Origin of the sequence: Vibrio sp. 10N.222.54.A3 (assembly GCF_041474095.1) — a bacterium.
GTDB classification, from domain to species: Bacteria; Pseudomonadota; Gammaproteobacteria; order Enterobacterales; family Vibrionaceae; genus Vibrio; species Vibrio crassostreae_C.
In genome coordinates this window covers 1-17,962 of record NZ_JBFRTN010000087.1, presented here as the reverse complement: position 1 = coordinate 17,962, position 17,962 = coordinate 1, and the positions used below count along the sequence as shown (strand labels likewise).

Annotated in this window: 15 protein-coding genes; all 15 read right to left on the bottom strand. The window is 45.6% G+C overall.

The window, feature by feature from the left end:
* Window positions 1-5 precede the first annotated feature (5 nt).
* The 15 genes from fliI to AB4507_RS18250 all read right to left on the bottom strand — a co-directional run bounded on the left by fliI (window position 6) and on the right by AB4507_RS18250 (window position 17,797).
* Complete coding sequence (gene fliI, locus AB4507_RS18320) at window positions 6-1,325, bottom strand: flagellar protein export ATPase FliI (RefSeq protein WP_017060680.1); 1,320 nt, start codon at window positions 1,323-1,325, stop codon at window positions 6-8.
* Window positions 1,325-2,125: a flagellar assembly protein FliH gene (fliH, locus tag AB4507_RS18315; RefSeq protein WP_137001516.1), complete on the bottom strand. Its 801-nt coding sequence runs from the start codon at window positions 2,123-2,125 to the stop codon at window positions 1,325-1,327. Before fliH ends, fliI begins: the two co-directional genes overlap by 1 nt.
* 124 nt (window positions 2,126-2,249) lie before the next feature.
* Window positions 2,250-3,311 carry a flagellar motor switch protein FliG gene (gene fliG / locus AB4507_RS18310; RefSeq protein ID WP_017060682.1) on the bottom strand — a complete coding sequence of 354 codons (1,062 nt, stop codon included), beginning with the start codon at window positions 3,309-3,311 and terminating at the stop codon, window positions 2,250-2,252.
* Entirely contained in the window at window positions 3,304-5,046 is a 1,743-nt protein-coding gene (gene fliF / locus AB4507_RS18305) for a flagellar basal-body MS-ring/collar protein FliF (RefSeq protein WP_017064120.1), read from the bottom strand. The genes fliG and fliF overlap by 8 nt, the downstream gene beginning before the upstream one ends.
* A 16-nt stretch (window positions 5,047-5,062) precedes the next feature.
* A complete protein-coding gene (fliE, locus tag AB4507_RS18300; protein ID WP_017060684.1) occupies window positions 5,063-5,374 on the bottom strand; it encodes a flagellar hook-basal body complex protein FliE in 312 nt (103 codons plus the stop codon).
* Window positions 5,375-5,506: 132 nt separating this feature from the next.
* Window positions 5,507-6,916, bottom strand: a complete 1,410-nt coding sequence (locus AB4507_RS18295) for a sigma-54-dependent transcriptional regulator (protein ID WP_372183065.1) — start codon at window positions 6,914-6,916, stop codon at window positions 5,507-5,509.
* A gap of 33 nt (window positions 6,917-6,949) precedes the next feature.
* The gene (locus AB4507_RS18290) at window positions 6,950-7,990 is read right to left on the bottom strand and encodes a PAS domain-containing sensor histidine kinase (protein ID WP_372183064.1); all 1,041 of its coding nucleotides are present in this window, start codon (window positions 7,988-7,990) and stop codon (window positions 6,950-6,952) included.
* A 185-nt stretch (window positions 7,991-8,175) separates the two neighbouring features.
* A complete protein-coding gene (locus AB4507_RS18285) occupies window positions 8,176-9,642 on the bottom strand; it encodes a sigma-54 dependent transcriptional regulator (RefSeq protein WP_102321177.1) in 1,467 nt (488 codons plus the stop codon).
* Between the two features lie 228 nt (window positions 9,643-9,870).
* Window positions 9,871-10,281 carry a flagellar export chaperone FliS gene (gene fliS, locus AB4507_RS18280; RefSeq protein ID WP_004736194.1) on the bottom strand — a complete coding sequence of 137 codons (411 nt, stop codon included), beginning with the start codon at window positions 10,279-10,281 and terminating at the stop codon, window positions 9,871-9,873.
* A 12-nt stretch (window positions 10,282-10,293) separates the two neighbouring features.
* Window positions 10,294-10,599, bottom strand: a complete 306-nt coding sequence (locus AB4507_RS18275; protein WP_017060688.1) for a flagellar protein FliT — start codon at window positions 10,597-10,599, stop codon at window positions 10,294-10,296.
* 3 nt (window positions 10,600-10,602) lie between these two features.
* Window positions 10,603-12,630: a flagellar filament capping protein FliD gene (fliD, locus tag AB4507_RS18270; RefSeq protein ID WP_137001512.1), complete on the bottom strand. Its 2,028-nt coding sequence runs from the start codon at window positions 12,628-12,630 to the stop codon at window positions 10,603-10,605.
* 22 nt (window positions 12,631-12,652) lie between these two features.
* Window positions 12,653-13,078 carry a flagellar protein FlaG gene (gene flaG, locus AB4507_RS18265; protein WP_372073059.1) on the bottom strand — a complete coding sequence of 142 codons (426 nt, stop codon included), beginning with the start codon at window positions 13,076-13,078 and terminating at the stop codon, window positions 12,653-12,655.
* 81 nt (window positions 13,079-13,159) lie between these two features.
* A complete protein-coding gene (locus AB4507_RS18260; RefSeq protein ID WP_017066381.1) occupies window positions 13,160-14,290 on the bottom strand; it encodes a flagellin in 1,131 nt (376 codons plus the stop codon).
* Window positions 14,291-14,878: 588 nt separating this feature from the next.
* Entirely contained in the window at window positions 14,879-16,012 is a 1,134-nt protein-coding gene (locus AB4507_RS18255) for a flagellin (protein ID WP_048616124.1), read from the bottom strand.
* 648 nt (window positions 16,013-16,660) lie between these two features.
* The gene (locus AB4507_RS18250) at window positions 16,661-17,797 is read right to left on the bottom strand and encodes a flagellin (RefSeq protein ID WP_017069005.1); all 1,137 of its coding nucleotides are present in this window, start codon (window positions 17,795-17,797) and stop codon (window positions 16,661-16,663) included.
* Window positions 17,798-17,962 lie beyond the last annotated feature (165 nt).

Here is a 17,962-nt window from a genome sequence, read left to right as displayed (position 1 = left end):
ACCCGTTAGCCACCCAATACATGTTTCAACATGTTGACGCACATGTCGTATGGGACGGTCTCTTTCATCTTCTGCTGCAAGTACTCATCCAGTTTTGGTTTCAACGTGAAGGCACTATCGATTGCTGGATCCGTTCCTGGCTTGTAAGCACCAATTGACACCAAATCTTGGTTTTTACGGCAGATAGACAGCACTTGCCTTACCGCTTTCGACATCAAGACATGTTCTTCAGTGGTGATTTGCGGCATAACACGACTGACGGATTTCTCAACGTCAATCGCTGGGTAGTGACCGGCATCGGCCATCTCACGAGATAACACAACGTGACCATCGAGAATTGCTCGCGACGCATCCGCAATCGGATCTTGTAAGTCATCGCCTTCGGTTAACACGGTAAAGAAAGCCGTGATAGAACCTTGTTCATCATTGCCGTTACCTGCTCGTTCCACCAGCGCAGGAAGCTTAGCGAAGACTGATGGCGGATAGCCCTTGGTTGCTGGCGGCTCACCCACAGACAGAGCAATTTCACGCTGAGCTTGAGCAAAACGGGTCAATGAATCCATGAGTAGCAGAACATCTAAGCCTTGGTCGCGGAAGTACTCGGCGACAGCCAACGCGGTTTGACAGCCTTTTAAGCGCATCAATGGTGATGAGTCGGCAGGAGCGGCAACAACAACCGAACGCTTACGGCCATCTTCACCAAGAATCTCTTCAATAAATTCTTTAACTTCTCGTCCACGCTCACCGATTAGGCCTACGACCACTACTTGCGCAGTTGTGCCTCGAGTCATCATGCCCAGAGTTACGGATTTACCGACACCAGAGCCAGCAAACAGACCGATACGTTGCCCTTTACCCACGGTTAGCAAACCATTAATGGCTTTCAAGCCGACATCGAGTGGTTCAGAAATCGGTTTACGAGCTAACGGGTTGATTGGCTCCGCATTAAATGAAGCGCGTTGCTCTGTATAGATTGGACCTAAACCGTCGAGTGGATTACCTACGCCGTCGATCACTCGACCGAGCAGTTCCATTCCAACAGGGATACCACTTTCGGTAGTCATTGGCGTGACGCGAGCGCCAGGTAAGATCCCGGTGATTTGCTCACTCGGCATCAAAAATAGGTTATCGCCAGAGAAACCGACGACTTCGGCTTCCATCTGACCAGACATGGTTTCGACTAAACACAAACTTCCGATTGGCGCTTTACAGCCGGTCGCTTCAAGCGTTAAGCCAACAACGCGTACTAACTTACCTGAGGCAATCGGTCGCGATTTTAGCCCCTCGACTTTGTACTGACTGAGACGATTCGCTAACTCAAGCATTACTCATGACCTTGGTGACGATTTGCGCCGCAGAAATTTTGAATAACGTTCTTTACACGATCTTCCATGCGGTAGTTAACGCTCGACTCACCCGCTTCAATTTGTACATCACCACGGTTGAGTGCTGGCTCTGCGACCAGCGTCCAATTACGGCAGTCCAATTCAGTCTCGCCATACGCAGAGCGAATGATCGCCACATCTTCCGGATTGAGTTTCAATGTGATTGCGTGACCAGAAATCGGCAACGACTCTACCGATTCTTTAACGGTATCTAATATGATTTGTGGGTTGGTTTGCACTTCAACATGAACCACTTCTTTGACCATGGTAAGCACCATGTCGACCAATTGCTTCTCCACCTGAGCGTTCATCAATTCTAATGGTTGAGCGAACTGGTTTGCCAGCCCCATGAAGACGGCCACCTGCTGTTGAATGTACTCTTGACCCGCGGTTACGCCTTCAAGCTTGCCGGCTTCGTTGCCTTCTTCGTGACCGGCAGCAAAACCTTCTTCTTTGCCTTTTTCATAGCCTTGCTTAAAGCCCGCCTCTTGGCCTTGATGCAGCCCTTCCTGATAAGCGCCTTGTTTAATCAGCTCGATTTGCTCTTCAGTCAGAACCAGCTCTTCATCTTCAATGGCTTCTTCAACCATTGGCATCCAACTAGGGTCGTAGTTAAAAGCGGTTTCTTTGGCTTGTTTGCTCACGTCAGAGGTGTAGTCAGGCAGCCCCCATTTCTGAGGTTGGGCAACCGTATTATCTTCTTCAGGGCGAAGGAAGCCGCGTTTTCTATCACCTGACATATCAGTACCTATCTATGAGTGGCTTAACTGTATTGTGAATTCAAGCAGTTAAACTGAGTTAATCTGTGGTTCGAGATTGGATAAAGAAAAGCCCCAACAGTGTGGGGCTTTTGAGATTTCTGTATTAAAGGAACTCGTCGGCGCCACCAGACAGCATAATTTCGCCACTGTCTGCCATCTTCCTCGCGATACCCAAAATCTCTTTCTGAGCCGCTTCAACATCAGAGACTTTGACTGGCGGCATCGCCTCAATATCGTCTCTCATCATATCGGCAGCACGTTTAGACATGTTCTTGAAGATCTTCTCACGTAGACCTTCATCTGCACCTTTAAGTGCTTTCTGTAGAATATCTTGTGGAACATCACGTAGTAGTCGTTGAACACCTTGGTCATCAACTTCAATAAGGTTTTCAAAGACAAACATCAGATCTTGAATCTGTGTTGCCATGTCTTCGTCTTGGTCACGGATTTGATCCATCAAGACGCCTTCCACGTTGTTATCCATGTAGTTCATGATCTCAGCCGCGGCTTTCAGGCCACCAATTTTGGCAGCTTGAGCACCCGCTTGACCCGCGAACTGTTTCTCCATGATTTCATTCAGTTCAGCAAGCGCCGAAGGTTGAACTTCTTCAAGGTTGGCAATACGCATCATCAGATCCAGACGAACTCGCTCTGGGAACTGAGACAGGATCTCAGCCGATTGATCGGCATCGAGGTACGACAACACAATAGTTTGAATTTGAGGGTGCTCGTTGATGATAATGCTCGCCACCTGACGAGGATCCATCCACTTAAGCGAATCCAAACCTTTCGAACCTGTGCCGAGAAGGATTTGGTCAACAAGGTTATTCGCCTTGTCTTCACCCAGAGCAGCAACTAACGCATTACGCATGAAGTCTTCGCTGCCCATACCAATGTTGGTGTACTTCTGAATATCATCTAAGAAAGCACGGTGCACAGCGCCTACTTTCTCTTGGGATAGGTCTGTAGCTCGCGCCATCGCACTACCCACACGCTGAACCTGCTTTGGCTCTAGGTGACGAATAATACCAGCAGCATCTTCTTCATTTAAACTGAGCAACAAGATCGCAGCGCGCTCATCGCCTGAGATAGAGCCGATATCCACGCTAGAGACATCAAGCACTTCACCGCCTTCAGTTTGTTGTGGAACTATTTCGTTAGCCATCTACCATCCAATTCTTAACTACTTGAGCTGCTAGCTCTGGTTCATTCGCTACAAGTGCACGTACTGCTTTCAGCACGTCCTCGTCTTTATGAAGGTTTGGTAAGTCGATACTTGAACCAAATTCAAACAGCTCACCACCTTCAATATCACCACCAATTAAGCTGGTTTCGCCGTCGGCACCAATTGGCATGCCATCAGGTCCGTACATCTGTTCATCGTTGTCTGCTGCTGGGTTAAGCAGTTTCTTCATTGCAGGGCGAACAAGTACCAACACCACCACAATGATAACCAAGGCACTTGCAAACCAACGAACCCAATCATTGAAGTTTGGATGCTCCCAGATTGGCACATCAGCAACAACATCTGTTACTTGAGGTGCAAACTGCATGCTTAATACGTTGAGCAAATCACCACGAGTTTCATCAAAGCCCACCGTACCAATCAGTACTTGGCGAATCGCATTGATCTCGCTCGCCGGAATCGGAGTATGAACCACTTCACCCGTATCTGGGTTCAAGGATTGGCGGTCTTTGATCGCAACAGAAACCGTCTGACGATTAACCGTGCCGCTCTGTTTACGTTCATGACTGATGGTGGTGTCTAGCTCAAAGTTTCGAGTCGCTTCTTTGTGAACAGAGCCTTGACCTGTCATCGCGCCGTCTTTCATCTGAGCCACATCTTGTGGAATTGAGGCATCCGCTGGAGGCTGGTTACTCAACGCACCCGGAATACCCGCCACCGTATTTCCATTGTTGTAATCTTCTAAGGTGTATTCACTTCGAGTCGCCGGTGTATTCGGATCAAAACGTTTTCTGGTTTGCTCCACAGCACTGAAATCGAGCTGGATATCAACCTGAGCGGTGTAGTTACCAAACCCAAGAATAGGAATCAGGATGGAGTCAATTTTTTCACGCAGCGCTTGTTCTTGATTGCGCTCTAACTCGTGTTCTTTACGACGCGCCGCTGACATAGGGTCTTGAGAGCCTGAGCTCAACAATCGGCCATGCTGATCGGTCACCGTAATACGTGAGGTTTTCATTCCCGGAACGGCACTTGCCACCATATCCACAACAGAATCAACTTCTTGCTGCTTGAGGTTAGTACCTGTTTTTAGAGTTAGGAATACAGAAGCAGAGGCTTCTTGATTATGACGTACAAAAACACTCTGCTTCGGCAGGGCCAATAAAACCTGAGCTTTACGCACCTGTTTCATCTGCTCAATGGCTTTGGCAAGTTGTCTTTCGCGGCTTAATTTAAGGCGTTCTTGTTCTAAACGTTGTGATACACCAAAACCCATGTCTTGCATGAGGATGTCATCACCCGCGTTTCGCTCTTGATTCAAACCCGCTCGTACCATATTAAGCTTTAATGAGTTGTACTCACTCGCCGGTACTGAGATGGTATTGCCTTCAAGCGTGTACTGGATCTTTTGCAGATCCAAGTAATCAAGAACGGGGATCAATTCTTCTGTTTCGTAAGCCCCTAATGGACGCATTTCTGGCTCTTTTACCCAGAAAAACAGCATCACAATCAGCGCTACACAGATAGAGATAGAAAGGACTAAGACGACCTGACGAAGTAAATCGAGATCACCGACAGCCATATCGAACTTCGATGAACTGCGTTCACCTAGATCGGGATTTTGCCCTTCTCCGTCTAGCTCGGAGCCTGCAATCAGTGCGTGGTCGTTGCTATCGCTTACGGTTAAATCTGTTGTTTGACTATTATCTGCCACTATTTAACTACCCAACTTATACCGGCATATTCATCAGCTCTTTGTACGATTCGACCAATTTATTTCTAATTTGGATCGTCGCCTCAAAAGCCACACTAGATTTATTACGAGCAATCATCACGTCCGATAGGGATACGCTTTGGTCGCCACTATCAAAACGAGCTTGAAGATCACCTGAAGTCTTTTGTAATGAGTTCACATTATTGATGGCATTAGTCAGCATGTTGCCAAAATCTGCACCGACCGCTTGCCCCGTTGCTGCGGGACGCGCGCTGGCAGCTTCGACCATCATTGCCTGCATTTCGCCTTGTAAACCATCTATTCTCATCTACTACCTCAGGAGTCAAAATTATGACCATCTATTTAGCTATATTATTGACAGAGCAATTAGCGTGCCACACATTTAATTGACTAGATATCGTATTACACTAGTCAGAAAGCTGACACTACTAATCTATCCTCAGTTTGGGATATCTATTCCAGCATCGCGCATTTTAGCCAACTTGTAACGCAGTGTACGAGGGCTAATACCCAGTTTTTCAGCCATATCTTTGCGTCGACCATTACATGCAATCAGGGTTTCAAGAATGATCGCATACTCTTGATCTCTAAGCTCATTACCTAACCCTTCGCTGCTAGCCGCAATTTTATTGATTGGGTTTGCTTCGGCAATAGGCTTGATTTCTGGCGCAGCTACGTCAGTGCCTTCGACGATTTGTTGTAGGCTGCTTGCGTCTTGCCAATCGACACCTTCAAGAAGGATATGCTCACCAGAGATGTTCTCTTGTTCGCTCAATATTAACGCACGCTGTACCACATTGTCTAATTCGCGAACATTGCCCGGCCACGGATAATTGACGAGTTTACTGATCGCTTGTGCTGACATAACGGGTACAGGCATACCAAGTTTGGTGCAGTGGCGCTCGACTAAGTGCTTGGCTAAAGGCTCAATATCGCCTTTACGCTCGCACAATGGAGGCCAAGAAATTGGGAATACATTCAGGCGGTAGTATAAATCCTCACGGAAATTCCCTTCAGAAACATACTGCTTTAGGTCGCGGTTACTGGTTGCCAGAACACGAACATCCAGTTTGATACTCTTACGGCTACCAAGACGTTCAACTTCGCGCTCTTGCAACACGCGCAGTAGTTTTGCTTGTAGGCTAAGATCCATTTCACTGATCTCATCCAACAAAATAGTACCGCCTTGAGCTTGCTCAAATTTACCAGGACAAGCTTGAATAGCACCAGTAAACGCGCCTTTATCGTAGCCAAACAGTGTTGCTTCCAACATGTTATCTGGAATCGCGGCGCAGTTAATCGCAACAAACGGACCGTCTTTACGGCTCGAAGCGTTGTGAATATAGCGAGACATGACCTCTTTACCAGAACCACTTGGCCCCAACACCATGACGTTAGCATCGGTTTTAGCCACCTTATCAGCCAACATCATTAGCTTGATGCTTTTCTCATCGGCAACGATGGCATCGCCATTATCATCCGATTTTACCGGAGCATAACGGCTCACCATATTGAGCAGTACTTCAGGCGCAAATGGCTTTGCCATATAGTCTATAGCGCCCTCTTTCATTGCGGCAACGGCGTCTTCAATGTTGGCATACGCTGTCATCAACAATACTGGTAGATTTGGCCAATGCTGCTTGATGTTTCTCAATAACGCCAAGCCACCCATGCCCGCCATCTGCACGTCAGATACGACAATATCAACGGAGTTCGATTTTAATTTTACCAGAGCATCTTCCGCACAATCCGCTTCCAGCCATTCATAGCCAGCAAGCGCGAGAGTATCGACAAGGGCTTCGCGTAGACCTTCATCATCTTCGACGATTAACACTTTGCTTTGAGCCATAGGATTCTCCAGTGTAAATTCAGTTAAAACTTATTAGTCTTCAGAAGAAGCGCTTCTTTCCAGCGGTAGACACATAGTAAAGCATGCGCCGTCCCCTTCTTCTGATATCAATTCCAGTCGGCCTTCATGTGCTCGACAGACCATTTGTACAACGGCTAAACCTAGACCTGTACCTTGCGAACGAGTGGTAAAGAAGGGTTCCATAATTTTACCTTGAAGCTCTTTCGGTACGCCGGGGCCACTGTCTTGCACTGATATCTTAAGCTCGCCGTTTACGGGCCTAAAAAAAACATCAATCTGCGATTCTTTACCCGCAATTTGAACCGCGTTCAACACTAGGTTGCTTAACGCTGAGGCGATAGCATTGGCGTTGCCGAACATTTGAGTCTGTTCGCCCTCAACTTCTTGGCAATAATCAATCTGGTTAGTTTTAAATGCCGCTTCCACCATAGGGTGAAATTCAGTGATCAATTCAGCCACAGTAAATGGCTTAACGACTTTGTTGTCACCACCTTTGGCAAACAACAGCATGTCGTTCACTTGCTTCTCTAAGTCATGCAATCTATCCATAAGCTTAGATTGAAAGCGCGTTTTTGTTGCTGGCGGCAGGTTCGGCGCGGCAAGGTTTGATGCATACAACATCGCACTAGAAAGTGGCGTACGAACCTGATGCGCCAACGAGGCTACCATTCTGCCTAACGACGACAAGCGCTGAAGATCACTCACGCGAGACTGTAGAAGACGAGTTTCTGTCAGGTCGGTAATCAAGATAAGTTGACCCGTGGTAGAAGCTGAAATAGCCAAACGAACCTTACGCCCATTCTTCAGTGAGATCTCATGTCCATCATCGTCTTTAGGGTCAAAGGCACTTTGAATCACCGAAAACCACTTCTCGCCCACCAGTTCCACACCTAAAATTCGGTGCGCTTCTGGGTTCGCTTCCCTTACTTCACCATGAGTATCTAACAAGATGACACCTGCTGGCATCACATCAAGCACTTGCTTATAGCGCTCAACCTGCTGTTCAACTGAATCTAGGTGTGACTGATTTTCTGATTCGTTAGATCCGTGCATGTCAAAAATTTGCCTCAAATACTAAAACAGCCTGACACGTAAAACACGCGTCAGGCTATTTGCTATATTTATCACATAGTTAAGCAAGCAACAACTCGACTATGCCCTCTCTATTCTCTCAACCAAAACGATGCTTTAACTCAACACCCGTCTTAATTTGATATCGCTGAACACGAATCTGAGCTCTATCGCTGTAGATTATACTTCCGCATTTTTTCAACCAGAGTGGTTCTGCGCATTCCAAGCATGTCTGCAGCACGGGCAACAATGCCACCCTGCGCTTCCAAGGCTTGGTTAATCATGTTCACTTCCATATCCGCGAGTAGCTCTTTCAAGTTAACCCCTTCTGGCGGTAACTCTTGAGGCGCATTAGCATTGTCGGCAATATCATCTTGCTGATCAAAACTGAAATCTTCTGAGAATAAGTCAGCAAGTGCATCACGCTCTTGCTCCTCTTCAGATCCAAAGCTATTAAACTCTGGCTGGAACTCAGGGATATCGCTGTATCGATATTTAGTTGGCAGGTGATTCACATCAACCAAGCTGTTTGGATACAAGATAACCATTCGTTCAACCAGGTTCGCTAGTTCACGAACGTTACCTGGCCAGTAATGCTCCATCAAAGAGTTGATAGCACGAGCCGTGAAACAGATAGGCATGCTGCCTTCCGCTTCCATTCGAGTCATCAGCTCTTGAAGCAACAGTGGAATATCTTCTTTACGATCTTGAAGCGCCGGCATTTCAATCGGGAATACATTTAAGCGGTAGTAAAGATCTTCACGGAACGAATCATCGTCGATCATATCTTCAAGGTTGCGGTGGGTTGCCGCAATCACTCTAACATCAGCTTGTATGGTGCTATTGCCACCTACACGCTCAAAGCATCGCTCTTGCAGTACTCGTAGCAGCTTAACTTGCATCGCCATCGGCATATCGCCAATTTCATCAAGAAACAGTGTGCCACCTTCAGCCAATTCAAAACGGCCTTTACGTGCGGTAATCGCCCCAGTAAATGCGCCCTTCTCATGACCAAACAGTTCACTTTCAAGCAAATCAGGTGGAATCGCGCCACAGTTTACAGGAACAAAAGGCCCTGAACGACGTTTAGAGTGATAGTGAATGTTACGCGCTACGACTTCTTTGCCTGTACCAGATTCACCAAGAATCAGCACGTTCGCTTCCGTAGAAGAGACTTGTTCAATTAAGTGACGTACTTCTTGAATGCCAGCACTTTGTCCTACTAGGCTGCGAAACAGGGTGTTCTTGCGTGCCGAAGACACAACTTGAACACCTTTGCGGCCTAAGAAGTCTTTACAGTGTCTTAATGCATCACTTAATTGCGGGTAGTTAAGAGGAAGTTCAAGCTCACCAACATAGTTAGTCAACTCGTCAACCGGGTGATTGTTTTTGCCAATCACCAGTAAAGGGATGTGATTGGCGTGAACAAGCTTCTCATTCAGTAATGCGTTGAAGCCTTTACCTTTAATGGTACCAATAATGCAGCCGGCCCACTGTAGTGACCAGTCAACTTTACGTGCTTGTTCAGAGCTGATTACTTCGCAGCTCTCTCCTACAAACTCTAATATTGTGCTTAAATTGTGAAGATCTTGAGCGTTATCATCGACGACAAGCAGTTTTGCCAAACCTTGCATAAGTAGGAATTATTGCCTTTATTTTGGTGCGATGCGGAAAAACGGTGAGCAACGTAGTCTATAAAACAGTGAGATGTATCAATGATTATGGTCTACGTGGACAAATTTAGGAAATCAGCAACGAAAAAAGCCATTAGGCTATCTAATGGCTTCTATTTTATTTGATTAAAAAAATAAGGCAACCAACCAATTAAGGGATATGAGATTGGTTAAAACTGCAATTTTTCTTTAAATACCTACGTCAGCGGACGTCAAGTTGTGATATTCGTTCGGAATTTGGTCCCAAGCGCTCTTAATTTCGCGAATAATATCGATAACATCATCAATAGGCTGTGGGTCATTTTTGTGATTTGCCGCAGAAATTTGCGTGATCATGAACTCATAAAGTTGATCTAGGTTTTTCGCAATATCGCCACCATCGTCCATAGATAGGCAACTACGTAGGCTAATAATGATATCTAGAGCCTTACCAAGTCGCTCACCTTTCACTGGGATGTTGCCTGCTTGCATTGCCGCTTTGCCTTGAATCAAACGCTCGATAGCACCGGCCATTAGCATTTGTACAATCTTATGCGGTGAGGCAGCCGTTAGCTGACTATCCACTGATACCTTTTTATATGCCTGTAAAGAACCGCGCATAGTAAACCTCTTCTATAAAAACTTTTTGTATTGTTGAACTGATTTAGCGCCGTGACGGTATTTATGTAGGGTCTTACCTACTCGACTCGTCTCAGACTGCATCAATTCGACTAATTTTCTGGTTCTGGTAATGGCTTCAAACCATTCAGAACTTTGCTTAACGTCGGGATGTGAGTCGATTATTTGAAGCACGTTTTGCAATAACTGTTCTCTGTTATCGACAAGCTGCGTTATTTCTTCAGCATTAATTTCACTAAATTCCAGTTTAGAGATAATTAGTTGATCGAGTTCACAAAGCTCTTGTAGCTGGCTATTCATCTATTAGCCCAACGCATTCATCATACTGCCCAGCTGAGATTGCATCTTACTGGTCGCATCTTGCATGGCTGTGAACTTAGAGTGGGTACGGCTCTCTAGGCTGTCCATGCGGCGGTCGAGCGCGCTTTGGTCATCAACCAAACGGTAGTTTTGCTCGACCAAGCTCTTTTCTCTAGTACGGATTGAACCCGTGATACCTGTGATACCTTGAATCGCATCTTCCACTTTTTTGGCGAAACCGTTGTTGCCACCAAAGAACTCACCCAACTTATCAAAGTTATTGTTGAGTTGACGGTCAAGCATATCGTAGTTGATTTCTAGCGAGCCTTGTCTTGTGGTGGTGATACCGAATTCAGTCAAAGACTTTAGATTGTCTGGCGCACCTTCGATACTTGATGAGAACACACCTTTTAATCGTGAGTCGGCGTTACGCACGGTACTGTCACCAGACAGCGGGCCTTTTTGGCCAGTCGTTGGGTCAACACCCGCCAAGTTTTTAGACACTTGGTAAAACTGATTATAAGAATTAACAAAAGCTTCAATGTCTTGGCGAACACTATTACGGTCGTACTCCACACCAATTTCTGCCGGCGGCTTATCTTTTGGCGTTTTTCCTTTCACCGTAATATCAATACCTTCAATGGCATCTTCAATCACATTGTTATTACTAGAGAGTTGAGCAACACCATCTAGGACAACCATAGAATCTTGGCCAGCCTGAACTTCAGTCATTCCACTATAGGTATCAAAAGATTGCTGTGCTTGTTCAAGGTCTGCTTGCGCTTTATCGACCTTCTCTAAGAGCTCGCGCTCTTCGGGTTCTAATTTGGCACGCTCAATTTTCTTGGCTTGCTCTGCGGTGAGTTCGCCTTTTTGAACTTTCTCAGCCAACTCCGCTTTTTCTTGTGAAATCTTCTCTTCGATACGCGCTTGCTCAGCCTCAAGCTTTTGTTGGGCTTCTTTCGGTGTCACGTATGAATCGGTCAGAGTACCTGAGGCAGCATTTGACCACCCCGGCACATCGGGTGCCTTCTCTATCGCTTTTTCATCAAGCTCAAGTTCTGGTGTGTAGTAAGAATCTAAAAGCGTACCTGACGCGGTTTCAGTCCAGCCAGGGATATTATCTTCAGGCATCACAGACTTTGCCGCTTGAGCTGCGTCTAGGGCGGCTTGGCCGTCGGCGGCTGCTTGCTCACCGTAGCTGAGACTTTTAGAGTCTCCGTCAACATCTGAAGTAGAATCGGTTTGGGCTGCTGGGATGATATTGCCATCTTTATCGAGTGTTTCATTCGCATTTGGGTCATCGCTAGCGATCACTTCATCGATGAGTTCAACGGCTTTTCCTGCAGGGGTTAGAGCTAGAATATCTTGAGCAGCAACGCGCGCTTTCTCTAGCGCTTTAACACGTTCTTCAAGCGTTTTGTATTCGAGTTTTTTTAAGGGATTGGCAGCATCTGACTCAACATTAATGCTGATCTGCTGATCTGAACCAGACTGGTTCGAGGCAATAATAAGTCTTGGACCTTCGACATCGTTGATAATAGATGCACGAACGCCTGGGTTGCTATCTGCACCGTTGATACCACGAACAACTTCGATAAGTCTCGATCTGTCGCCAACTTGCACGTCAAAGCTGTCATCACCAAGCGAAACCTGCAGCTTACCTGGGCCAAATTTCATGTCCTCTGACAGTACATCAGAAGCCACTTTATGGCTTTGGGCAAGCTGCAACACATCGATGGCATATTTGCCAGCGATCGCTTCGGTAGTCGCGGTTGCAGAGACAAGCGCTTCATCGGTACTTTCCACTGTTCGCACAGCAAAAGCTTTTTCCTGACGAAAGTTTGTCATCAGGTTTTTCATCGAATCAAGGGATTCTCTGAGTCTTCCATAGGCACTAATGCTGGTATCGATTCGCGTTCGTTCATTGTCGATTCGTTGCTGTTTAGGTACACGCTCCGAATCAACAATTTTGCTGACCATGGAATTGATATCCATGCCAGACGAAATCCCCATTGGGCCAAAACTCATTAAATCACCTCAATAATACGACTTAAACCTTCACCTCAAATATTCGACTATTCGAGTTTTGGGCTGCTAGGCGTCTTAGAATTTCAAGCATTTCTTCATCAGGGATCTGGCGAATAATATCACCGGTTGTGGTCTCATAAATGGTCACCACATCTCTCCCAGATTCTTCATCGACCTTAAAAGCCACACCTTTATTGAGAGAGGAGATAAACTCGTTTACCTTCTCCACCATTTTGACTCGCTCTTCATCATTTAACTCTTGTCTATGTTGAGCTAATTGAATCGCCGCTTCGGTAGCTTGCTCTTTCGATTTCTCTACCTTGTCATAAGATGTTGCTTCTTTTAGTCGCGAAAGACTCGACGCACTACTACCTTCATCGCTTGCAATTTTAATGCCATTAGGTGAGCCATAAGGCTGGATGTTCGATGCGTTGGATGATATTTCCATAACACTCTCCCTCCCTCCTTTATGAGCCAAACAGTAAAACTCTACCCAGAGTAGAGTTTACCGCTACTTACCGAGGTAAGTTTAGCCCAATAAGCTTAGAGCTGCTGATGGTGACTGTTTTGCTTGAGCTAGGATAGAAGTACTCGCCTGTTGTAGGATTTGAGACTTCGTCATAGCTGTTGTTTCTTTCGCGTAATCGGTATCTTTGATACGGCTCTTAGACGCATTAACGTTTTCGTTGATGTTGTCTAAGTTGCTGATTGCATGGTCAAAACGGTTTTGGAAAGCACCTAGAGAAGCACGTTGGCTATCAACAGATTTTAGAGCACCATCAATGATAGATACTGCTTCGTTTGCACCTGCAACAGAAGTTACGTCGATATCGTTAACGGTAACGTCTTTACCAGCACCGATACCTAGTTCGCCCGCAAGGCTGCCGCCAAACTCAACATCACCTTCAACTTTTTGGCTTGAAGCGAAAAGTTGCAGTTTACCGCCTTCACCCACAGACGCTTTAACGTCTTGGCTTTGACCATTGATGTAAGTTGCTAGCTCTTCGATATCGTTGCCTTCTTTAGCAGAGATAGATAGCTCTTGCGCTTCACCAAACTTATCGTTGTATTTGATTGTTAAATCAGCACCCGCACCTACACGCCAAGAAGCATCTTTGCCTTCTGTAACGCCGTAGCTCTTACCACCCATGTCTTGAGTGTCAGTACGCATGTTGCTCATAGATAGCATTACTGCTTCACCTGAGTCAGCACCGATTTGGAAAGATTGGCTGCCGTAAGTACCGTTCAGAAGCTTGTTACCACCAAAAGAGGTCGTTTCAGCGATACGGTTAAGTTCTGTGTTTAGAGCAGAGACTTCTTCTTGGATCGCAACACGTTCAGATTTGCTGTTCGAACCGTTTGAAGATTGAAGAGAAAGGTCACGCATACGTTGCAGAATGTTGGTTGACTCATTCATTGCACCTTCAGCTGTCTGTGCAATAGAGATACCGTCATTCGCGTTTTTCACAGCCATATCTAGGCCACGACTTTGCGACGTTAAGCGGTTAGAGATTTGTAGGCCTGCAGCATCATCTTTTGCGCTATTGATTTTATAGCCAGAAGACAAACGCTCCATTGATTTTTGAGTACCTTCAGCCGCGCTATTTAGGTAGCGCTGAGCCGTCATTGCAGACACATTTGTGCTTACATTAATCGCCATAGTTGATCTCCTTTAGGCATTTTTTAATGTACTTATGTGACTCTCACCTCACACTAATACATGTCAATTTTGTTTATGCACCAGTGTCTCTCTCACCTTACATTGGTACATATCATTTCTCTCAATCCCTTTAACGGCGCCTTAATTAGAAGCTTTAATAAAAAATGCGCTTTTTTTCATATTCTTTTCAACAACAAAGGAAAGTGTGATCGGGCTTCAATTAATAGGGCGACATTCGCTAAAGTTGCCCCATTATTTAAGTTAATGAGCGTAGTGTTGAATATAAAGTCAGAAGAGATCCCTGATATCTCGTTCTACTCGATTCTGGGGTGACGAAAGACTGCTTCGATGTAGTAAGCGAGGAAACCATCATTTCCCAATTCCCGTCACTCCCTACAGTGAGGAGCGAGCGTGATAGGGAATCTCGCTTTCCAATCAACGACCAACACCAAAACTCCCCCCTTCTCCAAATTGCAGGCAATAAAAAACCCAGCCGAAGCTGGGTCTGTTTAGCGCTCATCTCTCACCACGAGCTAATTTGTGGAAGCCTAACGTTGACGCTTATAGTCAACGTGGCTTTTTAATCGATTAACCTAGTAGGCTAAGTGCCGAGTTCGGAGCTTGCTTCGCTTGAGCAAGAATCGAGCTTGAAGCTTGAGAAAGGATCTGAGACTTAGTCATCTGAGTCGTTTCTTTCGCGAAATCGGTATCTTTAATACGGCTCTTAGATGCGTTAACGTTCTCGTTAATGTTGTCTAAGTTGCTGATAGCGTGGTCGAAACGGTTTTGGAAAGCACCTAGCTCAGCACGGTGGCTATCTACATACTTAAGTGCCGCATCGATAATAGCTACAGACTCTTGTGCGCCGCCAACTGATGTTACGTCGATAGTATCAACCGTTACGTCTTTGCCAGGTTGCATGCCTAGTTCGCCAGCCAGGCTGCCAGAGAATGCCACTTCGCCTTCAACCTTGTTGTTACCAGTAAACATTTGTAGCTTACCGTCTTCAGTTACAGACGCTTTAACAGAGTCTTGTTGACCGTTGATGTACGTTGCTAGCTCTTCGATGTCGTCACCCGCTTTTGCGCTGATGTCGATTTCTTGTGCTTGACCGAAGTTATCAGTGAACGACATTTTTAGGTCGTTAGAGCCTGCTTGAACGTTCCAATCTTTATCTTTCGCGTTCTCAGTTTGGTAGCTCTTACCACCCATCTGAGCGTTATCAGAGCGCATGTCTTTCAGTTGAAGCATTACCGCTTCACCGTTGTCTGCACCGATTTGGAATGATTTAGTACCGTGAGTACCGTTAAGCAACTTGTTGCCACCAAAAGACGTCGTTTCCGCGATACGGTTCAGTTCGTCGTTCAGCGCTGTTACTTCTTCTTGAATCGCTACACGCTCAGATTTTGAGTTTGAGCCGTTTGAAGATTGTAGAGACAAATCACGCATACGTTGCAGGATGTTAGTCGTCTCATTCATTGCACCTTCAGCTGTTTGTGCAATTGAGATACCGTCGTTCGCGTTACGTACAGCAACATCAAGACCACGACTTTGAACGTTCAAACGGTTCGAGATTTGTAGACCCGCAGCGTCATCTTTTGCGCTGTTGATTTTTGAGCCAGAAGCTAGACGCTCCATTGATGTTTGTTGTGCGCTGTTTGCGTTGTTTAGGTAACGTTGCGCTGTCATCGCTGAAACGTTTGTATTTACATTCACTGCCATGGTGATTTCTCCAATTGATTTTCCGGTATAGCGGTTTCCGACGTCTCGGAAAACCAAGTAGTTCTCTCAAAGTTACTTTTAATAACGGCGCGAAAATCAGAAGCTTTAGAAAAACTTTCAAAAAACCACAAAAAAAATATTAATCTAATATTTATCAACAACTTAATTTTTATCATTTTCTAATACAGCGATAGATTTCAATTGGAAAAAGATCTTAATCTGTTCAGAAAGCGTACGAACCGCCGTCTAAATGGCTCAAGGTCGAGAAATGATCAATCGCCAAAGATCTCTGACTTACGCAAATCTTGTGTAATAGATGACATTATTTGTCGTGAAGAAGAACCATCAAATAGAGATTTGGAAAAGGTAGTGCGAGAAAGTTCACAGGAAAATAAATAGCAAAAACAAGAAATACAGAAAGGAAAAAGCCCCTTTTCCTTTGAGAGAACCGGGGCTAGTTGGCGCGTCAGAGCCTGTGTGGAGATCATCGAGAAATGAACACATTTCCGACTTGCCGTTGCATTCTTACTGTAAAAATGGATAGCAGGTGAGAGATGAGAGAGCTAAACACTCAATAGTAAGTATGCTTGCCAGTTTCCCTTGCTGCATGGCTCACGTCTGAACACGAGCAGCGAGTTCAACCAATAACTATTGCAATAGTGACATCGCAGAGTTAGGCAACTGTTTCGCTTGAGCAAGTATCGAAGTACCTGCTTGTTGCAGAATTTGTGATTTGGTCATTTGCGTCGTCTCTTTCGCAAAGTCCGTATCTTTGATTCGGCTGTTTGAAGCGTCTACGTTCTCTTGTACGTTTGCCAAGTTATTAATACTGTGGCTTAGACGGTTCTGCTTTGCACCCAAATCAGCACGCTGTGAATCTACGTATTTCATTGCAGAATCAATCACGCTAATAGCATTCTGTGATCCTGCTACGCTCATCAAACTAATATCTTGAACCGATGTTGCGCGGCCTTCACTCTTAATACCTAGCTCAGACGCTAGACCACCAGAGATAGACATTGGGCCGTCAAGGTCAGGTTCAGCAACGAACAGTTGAATGCGACCATCATCAGTAACCGATGCGTTCACAAGATCAGACTGACCATTAATGTAAGTCGCAAGCTCTTCGATATCATCGCCCGCTTTGGTATTGATATCTAAAACGATGTCTTCACCCGCTTTGGTTTTGAATTCGAACTTAAGATCGCTCGCTGTTGGCGGCACTTCCCAGTTCTTATCTTTCGCGTTTTCTGAATCGAACGTAGTACCACCCATACGGTAGTCATCTGCACGGATACTTGTCAGAGCCATGATCATTGCTTCACCAGAGTTAGAACCGATCTGGAATGAAGCTTCACCGAATGAACCGTTCAGTAGACGACGACCACCAAACGATGTGGTTTCCGCAATACGGTTAAGCTCATCTTGAAGTGCCATTGACTCTTCGTTCAGTGCAGTACGCTCTGCCGGCGAGTTAGTGCCGTTTGATGATTGAATCGCTAGATCACGCATACGTTGTAGTACGTTAGTCGATTCGTTCATCGCGCCTTCTGCTGTTTGAGCAATCGAAATACCGTCGTTGGCATTACGCATTGCCACATCAAGACCACGAGACTGAGCGGTTAGACGGTTCGAGATTTGCAGACCTGCCGCATCATCTTTCGCGCTGTTGATCTTGTGACCAGATGACAAACGCTCCATAGAAGTCGCTAAGTCATTAGATGCTTTATTCAGGTAACGCTGTGCTGTCATAGCAGATACGTTAGTGCTTACATTGATAGCCATTTTGCTCTCCTTATGAGTTCGCAAAGTTTCTGCGAAGCGGCCAGCTTTACTCTCATATGGATAAGCACTGACCGTGTATTACTCGATAAACCCTATACAAGGTTTAAGATCTGTATTAATCATTTATAACCAACACAGATACAAGTTGTATGCCAAGTTTAATAT

Bases quoted from the DNA above. Each gene is read 5' to 3' on its own strand.
- AB4507_RS18295 (WP_372183065.1), bottom strand. From the start codon at position 6,916: ATGGCTCAAAGCAAAGTGTTAATCGTCGAAGATGATGAAGGTCTACGC.
- fliD (WP_137001512.1), bottom strand. From the start codon at position 12,630: ATGAGTTTTGGCCCAATGGGGATTTCGTCTGGCATGGATATCAATTCC.
- AB4507_RS18285 (WP_102321177.1), bottom strand. From the start codon at position 9,642: ATGCAAGGTTTGGCAAAACTGCTTGTCGTCGATGATAACGCTCAAGAT.
- fliG (WP_017060682.1), bottom strand. From the start codon at position 3,311: ATGGCTAACGAAATAGTTCCACAACAAACTGAAGGCGGTGAAGTGCTT.
- fliI (WP_017060680.1), bottom strand. From the start codon at position 1,325: ATGCTTGAGTTAGCGAATCGTCTCAGTCAGTACAAAGTCGAGGGGCTA.
- flaG (WP_372073059.1), bottom strand. From the start codon at position 13,078: ATGGAAATATCATCCAACGCATCGAACATCCAGCCTTATGGCTCACCT.
- fliE (WP_017060684.1), bottom strand. From the start codon at position 5,374: ATGAGAATAGATGGTTTACAAGGCGAAATGCAGGCAATGATGGTCGAA.
- AB4507_RS18250 (WP_017069005.1), bottom strand. From the start codon at position 17,797: ATGGCTATCAATGTAAGCACTAACGTATCTGCTATGACAGCACAGCGT.
- fliS (WP_004736194.1), bottom strand. From the start codon at position 10,281: ATGCGCGGTTCTTTACAGGCATATAAAAAGGTATCAGTGGATAGTCAG.
- AB4507_RS18260 (WP_017066381.1), bottom strand. From the start codon at position 14,290: ATGGCGATTAATGTAAGCACAAATGTGTCTGCAATGACGGCTCAGCGC.
- AB4507_RS18255 (WP_048616124.1), bottom strand. From the start codon at position 16,012: ATGGCAGTGAATGTAAATACAAACGTTTCAGCGATGACAGCGCAACGT.
- AB4507_RS18290 (WP_372183064.1), bottom strand. From the start codon at position 7,990: ATGCACGGATCTAACGAATCAGAAAATCAGTCACACCTAGATTCAGTT.
- fliH (WP_137001516.1), bottom strand. From the start codon at position 2,125: ATGTCAGGTGATAGAAAACGCGGCTTCCTTCGCCCTGAAGAAGATAAT.
- AB4507_RS18275 (WP_017060688.1), bottom strand. From the start codon at position 10,599: ATGAATAGCCAGCTACAAGAGCTTTGTGAACTCGATCAACTAATTATC.